The sequence below is a fragment of the Rhodococcus sp. WB1 genome (assembly GCF_001700945.1).
Lineage (GTDB): Bacteria > Actinomycetota > Actinomycetes > Mycobacteriales > Mycobacteriaceae > Rhodococcus > Rhodococcus aetherivorans.
The window spans coordinates 2,841,776-2,857,439 of the sequence record NZ_CP015529.1 but is presented as its reverse complement, the minus strand read 5'-3'; the positions used below and the strand labels follow the sequence as shown (position 1 = coordinate 2,857,439).

At 72.5% G+C, this 15,664-nt stretch carries 14 protein-coding genes; 7 read left to right on the top strand and 7 right to left on the bottom strand.

All coding sequences use genetic code 11. The features are described 5' to 3' along the window. Positions 1 to 30 precede the first annotated feature (30 nt). Positions 31 to 798: a hypothetical protein gene (locus A4U64_RS12605; RefSeq protein ID WP_065923484.1), complete on the top strand. Its 768-nt coding sequence runs from the start codon at positions 31 to 33 to the stop codon at positions 796 to 798. A 149-nt stretch (positions 799 to 947) separates the two neighbouring features. Then, positions 948 to 2,081 (top strand): DUF4192 domain-containing protein, encoded by a 1,134-nt coding sequence (locus tag A4U64_RS12600; RefSeq protein ID WP_006935014.1) that lies wholly within the window; start codon positions 948 to 950, stop codon positions 2,079 to 2,081. 19 nt (positions 2,082 to 2,100) lie between these two features. Here A4U64_RS12600 and galE read toward each other — a convergent pair whose 3' ends face one another. Together galE and A4U64_RS12590 are read right to left on the bottom strand one after the other, a co-directional pair. Continuing rightward, entirely contained in the window at positions 2,101 to 3,093 is a 993-nt protein-coding gene (gene galE, locus A4U64_RS12595; protein WP_029543387.1) for a UDP-glucose 4-epimerase GalE, read from the bottom strand. A gap of 53 nt (positions 3,094 to 3,146) precedes the next feature. Then, a complete protein-coding gene (locus A4U64_RS12590) occupies positions 3,147 to 3,833 on the bottom strand; it encodes a metal-dependent transcriptional regulator (protein WP_006935008.1) in 687 nt (228 codons plus the stop codon). 150 nt (positions 3,834 to 3,983) lie between these two features. Between A4U64_RS12590 and A4U64_RS12585 the strand changes: the two genes are divergently transcribed. Together A4U64_RS12585 and A4U64_RS12580 are read left to right on the top strand one after the other, a co-directional pair. Beyond that, on the top strand, positions 3,984 to 5,255 hold the full coding sequence (locus A4U64_RS12585; RefSeq protein WP_029543391.1) for an acetoin utilization protein AcuC: 1,272 nt from the start codon (positions 3,984 to 3,986) through the stop codon (positions 5,253 to 5,255). Positions 5,256 to 5,466: 211 nt separating this feature from the next. After that, positions 5,467 to 8,085: a bifunctional acetate--CoA ligase family protein/GNAT family N-acetyltransferase gene (locus A4U64_RS12580; protein WP_075288601.1), complete on the top strand. Its 2,619-nt coding sequence runs from the start codon at positions 5,467 to 5,469 to the stop codon at positions 8,083 to 8,085. 174 nt (positions 8,086 to 8,259) lie between these two features. Here A4U64_RS12580 and A4U64_RS12575 read toward each other — a convergent pair whose 3' ends face one another. The 3 genes from A4U64_RS12575 to A4U64_RS12565 all read right to left on the bottom strand — a co-directional run bounded on the left by A4U64_RS12575 (position 8,260) and on the right by A4U64_RS12565 (position 11,299). Then, positions 8,260 to 9,222 (bottom strand): sigma-70 family RNA polymerase sigma factor, encoded by a 963-nt coding sequence (locus A4U64_RS12575; protein WP_006935004.1) that lies wholly within the window; start codon positions 9,220 to 9,222, stop codon positions 8,260 to 8,262. A gap of 181 nt (positions 9,223 to 9,403) precedes the next feature. Further along, positions 9,404 to 10,885 carry a DUF7782 domain-containing protein gene (locus A4U64_RS12570; protein ID WP_065922620.1) on the bottom strand — a complete coding sequence of 494 codons (1,482 nt, stop codon included), beginning with the start codon at positions 10,883 to 10,885 and terminating at the stop codon, positions 9,404 to 9,406. Between the two features lie 54 nt (positions 10,886 to 10,939). Beyond that, positions 10,940 to 11,299, bottom strand: a complete 360-nt coding sequence (locus A4U64_RS12565) for a DUF3099 domain-containing protein (RefSeq protein ID WP_006935000.1) — start codon at positions 11,297 to 11,299, stop codon at positions 10,940 to 10,942. Between the two features lie 72 nt (positions 11,300 to 11,371). Here A4U64_RS12565 and A4U64_RS12560 point away from each other — a divergent pair, with 72 nt between their 5' ends. Further along, complete coding sequence (locus A4U64_RS12560) at positions 11,372 to 11,608, top strand: DUF3039 domain-containing protein (protein ID WP_029543394.1); 237 nt, start codon at positions 11,372 to 11,374, stop codon at positions 11,606 to 11,608. Here the strand turns inward: A4U64_RS12560 and A4U64_RS12555 are convergent. Beyond that, complete coding sequence (locus A4U64_RS12555) at positions 11,581 to 12,762, bottom strand: YihY/virulence factor BrkB family protein (protein WP_006934997.1); 1,182 nt, start codon at positions 12,760 to 12,762, stop codon at positions 11,581 to 11,583. The genes A4U64_RS12560 and A4U64_RS12555 overlap by 28 nt on opposite strands. Positions 12,763 to 13,019: 257 nt before the next feature. On the opposite strand from A4U64_RS12555, the gene A4U64_RS12550 reads away from it, so the two are divergent. Continuing rightward, a complete protein-coding gene (locus tag A4U64_RS12550) occupies positions 13,020 to 14,744 on the top strand; it encodes a DEAD/DEAH box helicase (RefSeq protein ID WP_029543398.1) in 1,725 nt (574 codons plus the stop codon). A 118-nt stretch (positions 14,745 to 14,862) separates the two neighbouring features. Here the strand turns inward: A4U64_RS12550 and A4U64_RS12545 are convergent, their stop codons facing one another. After that, a complete protein-coding gene (locus A4U64_RS12545; RefSeq protein ID WP_003935586.1) occupies positions 14,863 to 15,063 on the bottom strand; it encodes a DUF7455 domain-containing protein in 201 nt (66 codons plus the stop codon). 255 nt (positions 15,064 to 15,318) lie between these two features. Between A4U64_RS12545 and A4U64_RS12540 the strand changes: the two genes are divergently transcribed. Then, positions 15,319 to 15,663, top strand: a complete 345-nt coding sequence (locus A4U64_RS12540) for a DUF952 domain-containing protein (RefSeq protein WP_065922619.1) — start codon at positions 15,319 to 15,321, stop codon at positions 15,661 to 15,663. Position 15,664: the final 1 nt, after the last annotated feature.

Genomic DNA, 15,664 nt, shown 5'->3' with positions numbered 1-15,664 from the left:
ACCCCGGCGGGACGCGACAGCGGAGGTCCGGTGGCAACCCACAGCGCAGGAGACGACGTCCGGACGCCGCGCCGCCCCCGGACCCCGCCGGTGCCCTTCCGCCGGCTGGGCGCGACCGTGATCGGGGGCGCGTTGCTGCTCGCCGCCGGGTGCTCGTCGACCGTCGACGGCACGCCACAGCCCGAGCCGGCTGCACTGGCCACGACGGACGAGGCCGGCACCGCGGGCCGGCCGCTCGCCGAACTGCTGCTGCCGCCCGAGCAGTTCCCCGAGCCGTACGACGCGGTGGTGCTACCGCCGCAGGCAGTCGCCCAGGCCGCTCCCGACCTCACCGGAGTCCCGGAGGGGGCCAAGGTGGATCCACCCGGATGCCTGCCGCCGCCGCAGAACTACGGCCCGGACGGGACCGCGATGGTGGTCGGCACGGACAACGACAGCCGGGCCACGATCTCGGTCGAACTCGTCGCTGTCACCGACGACCTGGCCGCCTACCGCGACCGTCTCGTCGAATGTCCCGTCGTCGCGGCGACCCGCCGGGGCGTCACCGCCACGGTGACGACCACGGTCGACCCGTCGGCGCCGCCGGCCGCCGCGGGGGTGGCGACCCTCGCGTTCACCCGCACCGTCCGCTCGGGCGAGGGCCGGGAGGTGGTCACCCAGTCGATGACCAGCCGGATCGCCCAGGTCGACGACGTGCGGGTGCTGGTGACGTACATGTCCTTCGGTGCGGGGCCCGCCGACACCGCCACCCTGGGCCGGGTGTTCGAGGCGAGCGTGGAGCGCGTGCGCGTCGGCTGACGCGGCACGCTACCAGCCGGAACCGACATCGGGCGGCCGGAACTCCTGCGGCCGCAGTACTTGTCCACAACCGGAGCGCTCGTCCCCAGATTCCGCGGATCCGGGTCGCGCGGCCCCCGAGGGCACCGGTCGTCGGGGACAGTCGGCGCATGACCACATCGACTTCCTCGCCCCGGCCGCTGCGACTCACCGATCCGGGGGATCTGATCGCCGCCGTGCCGGCCATGCTCGGCTTCCTGCCCGCACGGTCGCTGATCGTGCTGAGCCTCGCGTCCGATGCCGGCGGCGGGCGCGACGGTGCCCGGTCCGCGACCGTCGGCGCCGTCATGCGCCACGACCTGATCCTGCCGCCCGGCGAGGACGATCCGGTGCCGGCTGCGATGCGCGACGTCTTCGACCGATTCGGTGCGCTCTGCGATCGGGAGGGCGCCGACGCCGTGCTCGTCGTCCTCGTCGACGACCGTCTCGACCACCCCGACGCCCCCGCCGTCGCCGCGGCCTGCCGACTGCTCGACGACTTCGCCGTCCGCCTCGACCGGCGCGGGGTTCGCATCGCCGGAGCACACGCCGTTTCCGAGGTCGCTTGCGGCAGAACATGGTTTGCGCTCGTCGGCGGTGCGCGCGGGACGGTCCCGGACCCGCAGGCCTCGCCCGTCGCCGCCGCCCGCGTCTTCGAGGGCGGGGCGATCCGGCGGTCCCGCGCCGAACTCGCCGATCTGCTCACCCCGCTGCCGATGCCCGGGCGCATGCAGGTTGCCGACCACATCGACGAGGCGATCGACGCGCGTGACCTCGCCTACGAACTCGCCGTCCGCGCCGGCGGCCGCGACCGCGCCGACCGTCAGGAACTCGAGGCCGTGCTGGCCCACATCGCCCGGCACGACGACGGCGCCGAGCTGCTCGCCCCCGAGCTTGCCGAACTCGCCGTCCTGCTGTCCAATTCGACCGTGCGCGACGCCGTGATGGCCCTCGCGGCGGGCGCCGAGGCCGACACCGCCGAACGGTTGTGGGTCACGCTCACCCGGCGTCTCCCGGACCCGGAACGAGCCGAGGCCGCCGCCCTCGTCGGCTACAGCGCGTACGTTCGGGGCGACGGACCGCTCGCCGGGGTGGCCCTGGGGGTCGCACTCGAGTCCAACCCGCGGCACCGGCTCGCCGACCTCCTCGACCAGGCCCTGCAGGCCGGGCTGCGGCCGCACACCGTGCGCGGCCTCGCCGACACCGGCTACGAGATCGCCGCGCGGCTCGGGGTGCGAATGCCCCCGCCCGCACCGGCGGCGTGACCGCCGGGACGGCGCCGGCTCAGCGCCGTGCCGCGTGCGACCGGTCGCCGAGTTCCTGCAGGTAGACCCACGCGTCGGCGACGATCTCGTCGAGGCTCGTGTGCTGCGGCTTCCAGCCCAGTTCCTCGACGGCGCGGCGGCTCGACGCGATCAGCACGGCCGGATCCCCGGCGCGCCGGGGTGCATCGACCACCGTGATCGGCAGGCCCGTCACTCGGCGGCACGCCTCGATGACCTCCCGGACGGTGAAACCCTCGCCGCTCCCGAGGTTGTAGACGGCGTGCTCGCCGGGCCGGGCGGCCGCCAGTGCCAGCAGGTGGGCGTCGGCGAGGTCCTTGACATGGATGTAGTCCCGCACCGCCGTGCCGTCCTTGGTCGGCCAGTCGGTGCCGAACACCGAGATGTGCTCGCGCTGGCCGAGAGCCACCTGCAGCACGAGCGGAATCAGGTGCGTCTCGACCACGCGGTTCTCGCCGGCACCGTGGTATGCGCCCGCGACGTTGAAGTAGCGCAGGCTCGTCGCGGCCAGACCGTACGCCCGCGTGTACGACGAGATCGCATGGTCGATGGCGAGTTTCGTGGCGCCGTACGGGTTGGTGGGCCGGGCGGGTGCATCCTCGGTGATCGGTACCCGGTCCGGCTCGCCGTACGTCGCCGCCGTCGACGAGAACACCAGCCGCGGTGTTCCCGAGGCGCGGATCGCGTCCAGCAGGGCGAGGGTCGCGACGACGTTGCCGTGCCAGTACTTGTCCGGATGCTCGACGGACTCGCCGACCAGGGACTGGGCCGCGAAGTGCAGCACCCCGTCGAACCGGGGCTGTGCACCGCCGCCGAGCACCTCCGCGGCCGCGGTCGCGATGTCGCCCTCGACGAACTCCGCGCCGGCCGGGACGGCGTCGGCGTTGCCGGTGGACAGATCGTCGAGGATCACCACCTCGTGACCCTGCTCGAGCAGCACCGTGCTGCAGACGCTGCCCACATAGCCGGCACCGCCGGTAACCAGAAGCCTCACGCTGGGACCCTTCTTCGCCGGCCCGCGCGGGGCCGGCGAAGAAGGGGCCTGTCTCAGACCTGCTTCACCTGCACCGCGTGGGCCATCTCGTCGGAAAGTTCGAAGCCGTCGTGGCCGGGCACGTTGATGACCACCGACCCCGGCTTCGTCTCGACTGTAACGCGTGCGTCGGGGACGATCCCCGCCTCACGCAGCCGCCCGATCACCTCGTGATCGGACTGCACGTACTCCGCCAGCCGGCGCACGACCACGGCGGTCGGCTTGCCCGGCGGGATCTCGGTGAGCCGCACCAGCCGCTCGTCCGCCGCGGCCGGGCGGTCCAGGCCGAGCTGGTCCAGTCCCGGAATCGGATTGCCGTACGGCGAGGTCGTGGGGTTGTGCAGCACCTCGACGAGGCGGCGCTCGACCTCCTCGCTCATCACGTGCTCCCAGCGGCATGCCTCGGCGTGCACGTTCTCCCAGTCGAGACCGATCACATCCACGAGCAGCCGCTCGGCGAGCCGATGCTTGCGCATGACCGACACCGCCAGGTCGCGGCCCTTCTCGGTCAGCTCGAGGTGCCGGTCGCCTGCCACGCGCAGCAGCCCGTCCCGCTCCATCCGGGCGACGGTCTGGCTCACGGTCGGTCCGCTCTGTTCCAGGCGTTCGGCAATGCGCGCACGCAGCGGCACGACGCCCTCTTCCTCCAAGTCGTAGATCGTCCGGAGGTACATCTCCGTGGTATCGACCAGGTCCTTCACTCTCACACCCCTTCGTCTGCGGCCGATTCTAACCGGGCGAAACCCCCGGCGGGCGCACCTCGCGCGGCGCCGCCCGGCGGGGCCTGCGGCAGGCGCGCCGGGGCCCTGCGGCACTCGCATCGCCCCGGACGGCGCAGTAGCTTTGTGGCCATGACCACGACCTCCGCCGCGACGGGCGATCCGACACATCCGAGCGGCGACCGAGTGGTGGTGTGGAGCCCGGACTTCCTCGACTACCGGTGGGGCCCGACTCATCCCATGAATCCCACCCGGCTCGATCTCACGATGGCACTGTCCCGCGGCCTCGGCCTGCTCGAGGGGGTGGAGACCCTGCGTCCGCCGGCCGCGACCGACGCCGAGCTGCTGCGCATCCACACCCCTGCCTACGTCGAGGCCGTCAAGCACGCCGGCAGCCTGCCGCCAGGTTCGACCGCCGGGGCGGAGGCCCCGCACGGTCTCGGCACCGAGGACAATCCGATCTTCCCGCGCATGCACGAGGCCAGTGCCGTCCTCGCAGGCGGCACCCTCGCCGCCGCCCGGGAGATCGCCGCCGGCCGCACCCGGCGGGCGGTGAGCATCGGCGGTGGGATGCACCATGCGATGGCGGACTGGGCCGCCGGATTCTGTGTGTACAACGACGCCGCCATCGCCATCTCGTGGCTCCTGGACAACGGCTTCGACCGGATCGCCTACATCGACGTCGACGCCCACCACGGCGACGGGGTGCAGCACGCCTTCCTGAGCGATCCCCGGGTGCTCACCGTCTCCATCCACCAGCACCCCGCGACGCTGTGGCCGAACACCGGCTGGTCCAGCGAGGTCGGCACCGGCGCCGCCGAGGGGACCGCGATCAACCTGCCGGTCCTGCCCGGCACCGTCGACGCGCTGTGGCTGCGCGCATTCCACGCCGTCGTCCCCGCCGCGGTCGCGACGTTCCGGCCGCAGATCATCATCAGCCAGTGCGGTGCCGACAGCCACCGGGAGGATCCGCTGGCCGACCTCTCGTTGACCGTCGACGGCCAGCGCGCGGCGTATCTCGCCATGCGCGAGCTCGCGGACCGGCACTGCGAGGGCCGGTGGCTCGCGGTGGGCGGAGGCGGCTACGGGCTGGTGCGGGTGGTGCCGAGATCCTGGACCCACCTGATCGCAGCCGTACTCGACCGCGAGATCGACCCCGCCACCCCGATCCCCGACGAGTGGCGCGAGCGGGTCGCCGCGATGGCGCCGGGGGTCGATCTGCCGACCGTGATGGGGGAGGGCGGCGACGTGGCGTATCTGCCGTGGGACGGCCCCGGCGGTACCCCCGAGACCGGCGTCGCATCGTTCGATCGTGCCCTCAGCCGCGTCGACTCGGCCATCGTCGCCACCCGCCGGGCCTGCTTCCCGCTGCTCGGCCTGGACCCGGAGGACCCGCGTGACTGAATCCGAGAACACGGCCCACGGCCCCGCGGTCACCGCGGGGCAGACCCCCGACGGCGACGCCGCCGCCGGCGGGCCGGTCGATGCCGCCGCCGGCGAGCCGGTCGATGCCGCCGCCGGCGAGCCGGTCGATGCCGCCGCCCGCGCACAGGCGGAGAAGGAGGCCGCCCGCGAGCGCGCACTCGCCGTCGCCCGCAACTACCCCAAGCACTGGGTGGCGGACGTCCTCGCCGCCGACGGCAAGGCCGTGCACCTGCGGCCCATCGTCCCCGAGGACGCGGACCTGCTCGTGGACTTCCACAGCAAACTCTCCGAGCGCACCCGCTATCTCCGCTACTTCGGCCCCTACCCGACGATGTCGAAACGGGACCTGTTCAACTTCACCGTCGTCGACCACCACCGGCGGGTCGCGTTCGTGGCCCTGCTCGGCGGGGAGATCATCGCGGTCGGCCGCTACGAGGGTCTGCCCGAGGGCGACGGCCTGTCCGCCGAGGTCGCATTCACCGTCGCCGACGCGCACCAGGGCCGCGGCCTCGGTCCGATCCTGCTCGAGCACCTCGCCGGGGCCGCCGCCGAGAACGGCCTCCACACCTTCGTCGCGGAGGTGCTGGCCGAGAACCGCAACATGGTGACCGTGTTCCGGGAGGCCGGCTACCAGGTCAGCCGCAGTTTCGAGGGCGGCGTGGTGCGACTCGAGTTCGCCATCGACCCCACCGAGGCGCTGGTGTCGGTGCGCAACGCCCGCGAACGCGCCGCCGAGGCCCGCAGCGTCCGCAACCTGCTCAGCCCGGGCAGTGCCGCCGTCATCGGCGCGTCCACCGACAGCCGCAAGGTCGGCAACGCGGTCCTGGTCAACATGCTGCGCAGCGGCTTCACCGGCCCGGTCTATCCGGTCAACGCCGAGCACCGCTCGGTGCGTGGCGTGCGGGCCTATCCGACCGTCCGTGACATCCCCGACGACATCGACCTCGCGATCGCGGCGGTCCCGGCCGACGCCATCGACGCGGTGCTCGACGACTGCCTCGCCAAGGGCGTCAAGGCGTTGCTCGTCGTGTCGTCCGGCTTCGGCGAGACCGGTCCGGAGGGCCGGGTCGCGGAACGCCGCCTCGCCCACGCGGCCCGGGCGCACGGCATGCGGCTGATCGGGCCGAACGCGCTCGGCGTCGCCAACAACGATCCGGAGATCCGCCTCAACGCCACCCTCGCGCCCGTGCTGCCCGCGGCCGGCAACGTCGGCTTCTTCTGCCAGTCCGGCGCGCTGGGCATCGCGATCCTCGACGAGGCGGCCAAGACCGGCGTCGGCCTGTCCTCGTTCGTCTCTGCCGGCAACCGCGCCGACCTGTCGGGCAACGACCTGCTGCAGTACTGGGACACCGATCCGGCCACCGAGGTGGTGCTGCTGTATCTCGAGAGCTTCGGCAATCCGCGCAAGTTCTCGCGTATCGCGCGGCGCGTGGCCCGTAGCAAGCCGATCGTCGCCGTCAAGAGCGGCCGCCACGCCGTGCCCCCGGTCCTCGCGGCCCGCACGGGGGAGATGGACGACACCATCGTGCGGGACCTGTTCGAGCAGGCCGGCGTCGTGCAGGTGGGTTCGATCGCGCAGTTGTTCGACTCCGCCCTGTTGTTCGGCTACCAGCCGCTGCCCGCCGGCCCCCGCGTCGCGGTGGTGGGCAACTCCACGGCCCTCGGCGTGCTCGCCGTCGACGCCGCCCGCAGCGAGGGCCTGCACGTCGGTGAACCCGTCGATCTGGGGGCGGCGGCCTCGCCGGAACAGTTCGCGGCAGCCGTCGCCCACGCGCTCGAGGCGGCCGATGTCGACGCGGTGATCGCGGTGTTCGTGCCCCCGGTCGCCGTGACGGTCGAGCCGTACGCGCAGGCCCTGCGCGACGCCGTCGCCGGCACCGACAAGCCGGTGCTGACGACGTTCCTCGCCACCGAGGGCCTGCCCGACGTGCTCGCCGTGCGCGGACCGGACGGCCACCCCACCCGGGGTTCGGTGCCGTCGTATCCGGGGCCCGAGCGGGCGGCGCTCGCGCTGGCCCGGGCGTGGCGGTACGCCAAGTGGCGCAGCCGTCCGGCGTCCCAGGTCGTCCGTCCGGCGGGCATCGAAGCCGACAAGGCCCGCACCCTGGTCGAAGGGTGGCTGGCGACGTCGCCGGAGGGACGCTGGCTCTCGGACACCGAGGCGGCGCTGCTGCTCGCGTGCTACGGCGTGCACATCGCCGAGTTCCGGGCGGTGACCACGGCCGACGAGGCCGTCGCCGCCGCGGAGGAGATCGGGTTCCCCGTCGCGGTGAAGGCGACCGGCGCCCACTGGCGGCACCGGCCGGACCTGAGCGGGGTGCGGCTGGATCTGCTCGGGCCCGAGGCGGTGCGGATCGCGTACCGTGACCTCGCCGCGGTCTCCGGGGAGCCGTTGCTGCACGTGCAGAAGATGGCCACCAAGGGCATCGGTTGCGTCGTGCAGGTGCAGGACGACCCGTCGTTCGGGTCGCTGATCTCGTTCGGTCTCGCCGGGGTCATCTCCGACCTGCTCGGCGACCGCGCTTTCCGGGTCCTACCGGTCACCGAGGACGAGGCGGTCGAGCTGATAGACGCACCCAAGGCGGCGCCGCTGCTGTCCGGATACCGCAACACCGAGCCGGTCAGCAAGGCCGCGCTCGTCGACCTGGTCCAGCGCATCTCCGCTCTCGCCGACGATCTGCCGGAGGTGCGGGAGATCGCGTGCGAACCGGTCCTCGCGTCTCCCACGGGCGCGGAGATCACCGACGCGCACCTGCGGATCGGCCCCGAGCCGCACCCCCTAGACCTCGGCCCCCGCCGGCTGCGCTGACCTCGGCCCCCGCCGGCTGCGCTGACCTCGGCCCCCGCCGGCTGCGCTGACCTCGGCCCCCGCCGGCTGCGCTGACGGCCGCGGCGGCTGCGCTGACGGCCGCGGCGGTCCGCGGACGCGAAGATCCCCGAGAACCCAGCCCGGTTCTCGGGGATCGTCCGGCCGACTGCCCGGTCAGCTGGCGTAGGCGCGGAGGCGTTCGGCGCGATCGCCCTCGCGGAGCTTGCCCATCACTTCCCGCTCGATCTGGCGGACCCGCTCACGGGAGAGGCCGAACAGCTTGCCGATCTGGTCGAGGGTGCGGGGCTGGCCGTCGTCGAGGCCGTAGCGCAGCCGGATCACCTGCTGCTCGCGCTCGTCCAGGGTGGCCAGGACGCTGCGCACGTCGCTGTGCAGCAACCCGGCGATCACCGCGTTCTCCGCGGACGTCGCCTCGGCATCCTCGATGAAGTCGCCGAGCGGGGCCTCCTCGTCGTTGCCGACCGGCATGTCCAGGCTCACCGGGTCGCGGCTGTGGTCCAGCAGGTCGCCGATCTTCTCGACCGGGATACCGGACTCCGCGGACAGTTCCTCGTCGGTCGCCTCCCGGCCGAGCTGCTGATGCAGTTCCCGCTTGATCCGGGCCAGCTTGTTGACCTGCTCGACGAGGTGGACGGGGAGCCGGATCGTGCGGCTCTGGTCGGCCATGCCGCGGGTGATGGCCTGCCGGATCCACCAGGTGGCGTAGGTCGAGAACTTGAAGCCCTTGGCGTAGTCGAACTTCTCCATGGCGCGGATCAGGCCGAGGTTGCCCTCCTGGATCAGGTCCAGCAGGGGCATGCCGCGGCCGGTGTAGCGCTTGGCCAGGGACACGACCAGACGCAGATTCGCCTCGAGCAGGTGACTGCGGGCGGCCTGACCGTCACGCACGACGATCGCCAGGTCGCGCTTCTTCGCGGCGGTGAGCCGCTTCTTGGTCTCCAGCAGATGCTGGGCGTACAGGCCGGCCTCGATCCGCTTGGCCAGTTCCACCTCGTCCGCAGCGCTCAGCAGGGCCGTGCGGCCGATCCCGTTCAGATAGACGCGGACCAGGTCCGCGGCCGGGCTCTGGCTGTCGAGGTCGGAATCGACGCGGGCGGTGGTATCGGGGCGTGCCATGACGTGCCTCCTCATCGGTGGTGTCTCGATGCGTTCAACGCGCAGGACCCCTGGGAAAGTTCCCGGGGTTCCTCCGTGGGAACCGCCCTGACCTGCGTATATGGCGAACAGGTCCTGAGAAGTTGCTGAGAACACACCACCGGGGGAACCGGCGGGTAACTTTCCGGCCCGCCGGGCCGCCCTACCGGACGGGTTCGACGAGTCCGTGCCGGACGAGCGCCTGCACCAGGGGGACCGCCTGCCCGGCCAGCGCCTGCTCGTCCTCGTCGTGCGCGGCGGCGAGCAGCGCCACCAGCTCCGACAGCGGCAGGCCGTCGGCCCGCATCCCCGCCAGCAGGGCCGCCGCGGGATCGTCCACCTCGTGCTGCCAGTTCGGGCCGCCGCCGCGGTGCACGCGCGTCACCACCTGCCGCCAGCCGTCCGCACCCGGCAGGTACACGCGCTCCAGGGCGGTGTCGGGCCGGACGACGAACCGCGCCTCGAGGACATCGTGGTCGCGCAACCACGCCAGCCGCTCGAAGTAGCCGACGGCCTCCGCCCCGAGCGGGTCGGTGAAGCCGTGCCGCAGGTCCTCGGCGAGCACGTCGCTGGGCGCGTCGGTGCGCCGCAGGTAAACGAACCCGAAGCCGATGCCCTCGACCCGGTGCCGCTCGAAGTGGTCCAGCCAGGCCTCGGCGCGCGCCGCCACCGCCGGATCCCGCGGGTCGGCGTCGCCGTCACGCAGCCACGTCCCCACGTAGAGGGCCGGGTCGGCGACGTCGCGCTGCACGATCCACGCATCGACCCCGTGGGCGGGCAGCCAGGAGGCGATCCGGCGTCGCCAGTCCTCGTCCTCGACGTGCACCCACGAGGCCAGCATCGCCGCGGTCCCACCCGGGTTCAGGTGCTCGGCGGCGCGGGAGACCATCAGCTCGCTCGCGCCGTCGAGGTCCAGGCCCGAGTCCCGGTAGGTGTGCTCGACCCGTCCGGTGCTCACCACGAACGGTGGGTTCGCGATGATCCGGTCGAAGCGGCGGCCGGCCACCGGCTCGAACCACGATCCCTCGAGCAGTTCGACCTCGACCTCGTTGAGCGCGGCCGTGGCGGCGGCCAGATCCAGTGCCCGCGGGTTGACGTCGGTGGCGGTGACGGTGCCGGCGAAGTCGGTGGCGCGCACGGCCTGTACGCCGCAGCCGGTGCCCAGGTCCAGCACCGAGCCGACCGGGTCGGTGGGCATGGCCTGCAGCAGCGACAGCGAGGCGTGCCCGACCCCGAGCACGTGGTCCTCGCGGGTGGGCCGGGGGCGCATCGCCCCGTCGAGGTCCGACAGCATCCAGCGGGTGCCGGTGCCGGCGTCGAGCGGTCGCAGATCCAGCGCCGCGCGCACGCCGTCGCCGTCGCGTTCGAGCAGCCCGGCCGCGAGCGCCGTCGCCACGTCGACCGGGGCGAGCGCCGCGGCCACCTCCGCAGCAGGCAGCGTGTCGCACACCAGGAACAGGCGCACGAGGGTGCCGAGATCACCACCGCCCGTCGCGGCCCGCCGCACCGGCACGGGCTCGCCCCGGCCGAGCGCGGCGTGCGCGTCGGGGCCGAGCAGCTCGAGCAGCGTGTCGGTGTCGAACCGGGCGCGCGTCAGCGCCGTGCGCAACGGGGGGCAGATCGAAAGCAGCAGGTCGCGGTCCACCCCCGCATTCTGGCAGCACCCCGAGGCCGCGTCGCCGGGGACCGGGGAGCCGGGTCAGCCCTCGATGATGCGGGGCTGCGGGCCCTCCAGGGCGGTGGTCCCGTCCCCGCGGCCGTCCCAGCGGCTGGGCTCGTCCTTCGACCGCGGTGGCCGATCGTTGGCGATGAGCACCGCCACCCACGGCAACGGGACGGACAGGGCGAGGATGCCCACCGAGAGCCAGGGATTGGCGAACGCCGCGTAGGCGAGGGCGGCAAGGATCATGGCGGGGATGCGGAAGGACATGAGCGTGAGGTACTTGCGGACCCGCGCACGGTGCTGGTCCTCCAGCGACAACGCCGCCTCGGTGATCAGAACCGGTTTCTCGGGTGACCCGTCGTCGTAGTCCCCATTGAAACCCGGAGTTCTCGACATCCCTCTACTGTCCCACTCGCGCGCGCGGAATGCACATGCGCATCTGCACCGGGGGTGCGGCATCATGTAACGGTGAGCACCGACATCAAGGAACGGCCGGATACCACCACCGACGAAACCACCGACGACGACACTCCCAAGTTCTTCCACTACGTCAAGAAGGACAAGATCGCCGAGAGCGCGGTCATGGGCACCCACGTCGTCGCGCTGTGCGGCGAGGTCTTCCCGGTGACGCGCTCCCCGAAACCGGGGTCACCGGTGTGCCCGGAGTGCAAGAAGGTCTACGAGGGCCTGCGCAGGGGCGACTGATCGACGGTCTCGTCCGGAGCCGCCGGGGCGTGTTCGCCGGCGGCCTTCTCCGCTGCGCGCGGGTGCGGAGCGTCCACGGGGCACGACTCCGGTTCCCGCTGGTCCGGCCTCATGATGTCCGGTAGCCGGATCGGGATCGGCGCCGTCCCGAGCCGCCGGGTCAGGCCGGTCACTGCCGCCGCCGCCGGCGAGGGCGCCGCGGCGGCCCGTTCGGCCAGCCACCGGCGCATCTGCTCGATGCGGGTCTCGCGGGCGGGCCAGAACTCCTGCACGGTCGCGTTGAACTCGGCACCCAGCACGACGGCGAAGCCGAGGAAGAAGGTGAACAGCAGGAACGCGATCGGGGTGGCGAGCGCGCCGTAGGTGTAGCCGGTCCCGGAGACCCACCGCAGATACCAGCGCAGTCCCGCGCTCGACGCCATGAAGAACGTGCCCGCGAGGATCGCGCCGCCCAGCAGCCGATGCCACGGCAGCGATCTCGGCAGCGCCACCTTGTACAGCGTCGTCAGGCCCACGAGCAGCAGCAGTCCCACGCCGGGGTAGTAGAACGTGTCCAGCAGCCGGGTGCCGAGGTCGTACCACGCCGCTGGCAGCGCGCGTCCGATCATGGTCGGCCCGAGCGCGACGAGTGGCAGCGTGAACACCGCCAGCACGAGGAACACCACGTACAGCAGCAGCGCGAAGAACCGCTGCCAGACGGGATGCCGGTGATCGTGCTGGTCGTGTGCCTCGTCGATCGAGTCCACGAACGTCGAGATCGCCGACGAACCCGCCCAGAGCGACAGCAGGAACCCGAGGGACATCACGTCGGCGCGTCCCCGCAGCAGCACGTCCTGCACCGTGGGCCCGATGATGTCGTCGACGACGCTCTCGCTGAACATCGTGCGGCTGAACGTGACGATCTTGGACTGGATGATCTCCACCGTGTCCGGCCCGAACCACCCGGCCACGTACCCGAGACTGCCCAGCAGGCCCAGCAGCAGCGGGGGCAGCGACAGCGTCTGCCAGAAGGCGGCGGCTGCGGCCTTGCTGAAGATGGAGTCGTCCCACGCCTTGGTCGCCGTGCGGGCGATCACCTGCAGGCCGCGATGCACCGGCCGCCGTCGCGGGCTCGATGCGGCGGTGGATCCGGCCGGTGGGGATATCTCGCTCATGGGTACTTCCAGCATTCCTGACGACACGCCGCGGTGCGCGGCGGCGGGCCGACGGGACCGCGAATTCTGTCATGATCGTCTCCTGTCGCCCGCGTCACGGACGGCGGTTCGGATGCGGGCCGGGCTCGCGGGCCGGGATAGGCTGCTCGACGGCCGTCGCCCGCCCGGCGACCGCACGGCGGTGCCCGTTCGCCGCCCGGCGACGTCGCCGTAGAGCGAAACCACCTGCACGACCGGAGAAGGAGCACGAGTAGCCGGTGAGCACCGAGACCCTCGGAACAGCGTCCTCCGCCCCCGCCGGACAGCTGCGCGCCTGGCAGCGCCGGGCCCTCACGAAGTACCTCGCGACGGGTCCGCGGGATTTCCTCGCCGTCGCGACCCCGGGCGCCGGTAAGACCACGTTCGCGCTGCGCGTCGCGAGCGAGCTGCTGCGCGACCGCACCGTCGACCAGGTGACGGTCGTCGCCCCGACCGAGCACCTCAAACACCAGTGGGCCGCCTCGGCCGCCCGCTCCGGCATCGCGCTGGACTCGAACTTCACCAACTCCACGGGCCAGACGTCGAGCGACTTCCACGGCGTCGTGGTGACCTATGCACAGGTCGCCTCGCATCCGTTCAAGCATCGGGTCCGCACCGAGGCGCGCCGCACCCTGGTGATCCTCGACGAGATCCACCACGGCGGCGACGCCAAGAGCTGGGGCGAGGGCATCCGGGAGGCGTTCGGCGACGCCACCCGCCGCCTCGCCCTGACCGGAACACCGTTCCGCAGCGACGACAGCGCCATCCCGTTCGTGGTGTACGAACCGAACGCCGACGGTCTCATGCAGTCCAGGGCCGACCACGCGTACGGCTACGCCGACGCGCTCGCCGACGGCGTCGTGCGCCCGGTGGTGTTCCTCGCCTACTCCGGTGAAGCCCGGTGGCGCAACAGCGCGGGGGAGGAGTACTCGGCGCGGCTCGGCGAGCCGCTCAGCGCCGAGCAGACCGCCCGGGCGTGGCGGACCGCGCTCGATCCCGCCGGCGACTGGATCCCGGCCGTCCTCACCGCCGCCAACACGCGGCTCGAGCAGCTGCGCCAGGGCGGGATGCCCGACGCGGGCGGATTGGTCATCGCCAGCGACCAGACGGTGGCCCGCGCGTATGCCAGGATCCTCGAGCAGCTCACCGGCGAGGCGCCCGCACTCGTCCTGTCCGACGACCCGACGGCCTCCGGACGCATCTCGGAGTTCGATGCGAGCACCCAGCGCTGGATGGTGGCGGTGCGAATGGTGTCCGAAGGCGTCGACGTGCCGCGGCTCGCGGTGGGCGTGTACGCCACCAGCGCGTCGACGCCGCTGTTCTTCGCCCAGGCCATCGGCCGGTTCGTGCGATCGCGCCGCAAGGGCGAGACCGCGAGCGTGTTCCTGCCGTCCGTGCCGGTGCTGCTCGATCTCGCCAGCCAGCTCGAGGCCCAACGGGACCACGTGCTCGGCAAGCCCCACCGCGAGAAGGAGGGCTTCGACGACGACCTGCTCGCCGACGCCAACCGGCGCAAGGACGAACCCGGCGAGGAGGAGAAGGCCTTCACCGCGCTCGGCGCCGACGCCGAGCTCGACCAGGTGATCTACGACGGCTCCTCGTTCGGCACGGCGACGTTCGCCGGCAGCGAGGAGGAAGCCGACTACCTGGGGCTTCCCGGGCTGCTCGACGCCGAACAGATGCGGGCGCTGCTGCGCCGCCGCCAGCAGGAGCAGCTGGACAAGCCGGCCTCCCCGCCCACCCCCGTCCCGCCGCCGCAGGTGGCCGAGCGGGTGGCGACCGCCGACTCGCTGGCCCGGCTGCGCAAGGAACTGAACTCGCTCGTCGCCATGCACCACCACCGCACCGGCAAGCCGCACGGGGTCATCCACGGGGAGCTGCGGCGGCAGTGCGGCGGCCCGCCGACCGCGATCGCCACCGCCGAGCAGCTCGGCGACCGCATCGCCCTGCTGCGTCAGTGGTGAGCCGGCCGACGGTGAACCGGCCGACGGCACACTCCCGGAACGGCGAAACGGGCGACCACTCGCGGTGGTCGCCCGTTTCGGGTCGGGTCTCGGAGTCGGTCGGCTCCGGAACGGTGGATCAGACGGCGGCTTCGGCGTCGGACTCGGTCACGATCGTGGCGCCGAGTTCACGCAGCCGGTCGGTGTGCTCCTTGGCGTGGTGGCCGCAGAAGAGCAGCTCGCCACCGGTGGCAAGGACGGCACGGACGCGAGCGGCTGCACTGCACCGATCGCAGCGGTCTGCGGCGGTCAACTTCGGGCTGGTCAACGTTCCGGGCATGACTCCTCCAAACTGGCCACCACTGTCGTCGGTTGCCTGGGGTCTGGTCCGCCGCACCGGGCCGGCGCGGTGGATCTACTGTGTCAGACGATTCCCGTTCATGCGTTGTTCCAATCCTCCGGAAATGGTGTCGCGTTTCACCCCGGAACCGGCCGAATGCCGACGACGTGCGGTTTCGCGGCTGCGGGTGTTCGCTCACAGCGCAGAGCCCTCGGCGCCGTCGCGGGCCCGGAACGGTCGTCGAGAGGGGTCGCGGTGACGGATCGGCTGGTACACATCTGCGCGCGGGCCGACTGGGAGCGGGCGCAGCACAGCGGGGCGTTGACCCCCGAGTCGCTCGCCGCGCAGGGGTTCGTGCACCTGTCGGCCCCGGAACAGGTGCACCTGCCGGCGAACCGGTTGTTCGCCGGCCGCACGGACCTGGTGCTGTTGCACATCGACCCGGCCCGGCTCGCGGACGAGGTGCGGTTCGAGCCGGGCGTGCCGGGTGATCCGGCGGGGATGGCGTTCCCGCACCTCTACGGCCCCCTCCCCGTTGCCGCGGTCACCGCAGTCGTCGACTACCTCCCCGACGAAAACGGACGGTTCGGACATCTCTGAC